The 1,508-nt window shown below is 67.7% G+C and carries 1 protein-coding gene; it reads left to right on the forward strand.

The window, feature by feature from the left end:
- The coding region (locus AB0G32_RS40365; RefSeq protein ID WP_361176077.1) for a dihydropteroate synthase at positions 1-1,508 on the forward strand (1,508 nt) is incomplete at both ends.

Raw genomic sequence — 1,508 nt, forward strand, 5'->3', positions numbered from 1 at the left:
ATGCTGGAGGCCCGCTGGGACGACTGTGTGGAGATGGCCCGGGACCAGATCCGCGAGGGCGCGCACATGCTGGACCTGTGCGTGGACTACGTCGGCCGGGACGGTGTGGCGGACATGGCGGAGCTGGCCGGCCGGTTCGCCACCGCCTCCACCCTTCCCATCGTGCTGGACTCCACCGAGGTCGACGTCCTGCGTGCCGGGCTGGAGAAGCTCGGCGGCCGTGCGGTGATCAACTCGGTGAACTACGAGGACGGCGACGGGCCCGAGTCCCGGTTCGCCAAGGTCACCGGGCTGGCCAGGGAGCACGGCGCGGCGCTGATCGCGCTGACCATCGACGAGGAGGGCCAGGCCCGCACCGCGGAGAAGAAGGTCGAGATCGCCGAGCGGCTGATCGACGATCTGACCGGCAACTGGGGCGTCCACGAGTCGGACATCCTGGTGGACTGCCTGACCTTCACCATCTGCACCGGCCAGGAGGAGTCCCGGGGCGACGGCATCGCCACCATCGAGGGCATCCGGGAGCTGAAGCGCCGCCACCCCGACGTACAGACCACCCTCGGTCTGTCGAACATCTCGTTCGGTCTGAACCCGGCCGCCCGCATCCTGCTGAACAGTGTGTTCCTGGACGAGTGTGTGAAGGCGGGTCTGGATTCGGCGATCGTGCACGCGAGCAAGATCCTGCCGATCGCCCGGTTCGACGAGGAACAGGTCACCACCGCCCTGGATCTGATCTACGACCGGCGCCGTGAGGGTTATGACCCGTTGCAGAAGCTGATGGCGCTGTTCGAGGGCGCTACCGCCAAGTCGCTGCGGGCCTCCAAGTCGGAGGAGCTGGCGGCGCTGCCGCTGGAGGAGCGTCTCAAGCGCCGGATCATCGACGGTGAGCGCAATGGTCTGGAGGCCGACCTCGACGCCGCGCTGGCCGTCCGCCCGGCCCTGGAGATCGTCAACGAGGTGCTGCTGGACGGCATGAAGGTGGTCGGTGAGCTGTTCGGCTCGGGCCAGATGCAGCTGCCGTTCGTCCTCCAGTCCGCCGAGGTGATGAAGACGGCCGTCGCCTACCTCGAACCGCACATGGAGAAGACCGACGACGACGGCAAGGGCACGATCGTGCTGGCCACCGTGCGCGGTGATGTGCACGACATCGGCAAGAACCTGGTCGACATCATCCTGTCGAACAACGGCTACACGGTGGTCAACCTCGGCATCAAGCAGCCGGTGTCGGCGATCCTGGAGGCGGCCGAGGAGCACCGGGCCGATGTGATCGGCATGTCGGGGCTGCTGGTGAAGTCCACGGTGATCATGAAGGAGAACCTGGAGGAGCTCAACCAGCGGGGCATGGCCGCCGACTTCCCCGTCATCCTCGGCGGCGCCGCCCTCACCCGGGCCTACGTCGAACAGGACCTGCACGAGGTCTACGAGGGCGAGGTCCGCTACGCCCGGGACGCGTTCGAGGGGCTGCGGCTGATGGACGCGCTGATCGGCATCAAGCGCGGCGTGCCCGGCGC

This window comes from Streptomyces sp. NPDC023723 (assembly GCF_040639815.1).
Classification (GTDB): Bacteria; Actinomycetota; Actinomycetes; order Streptomycetales; family Streptomycetaceae; genus Streptomyces.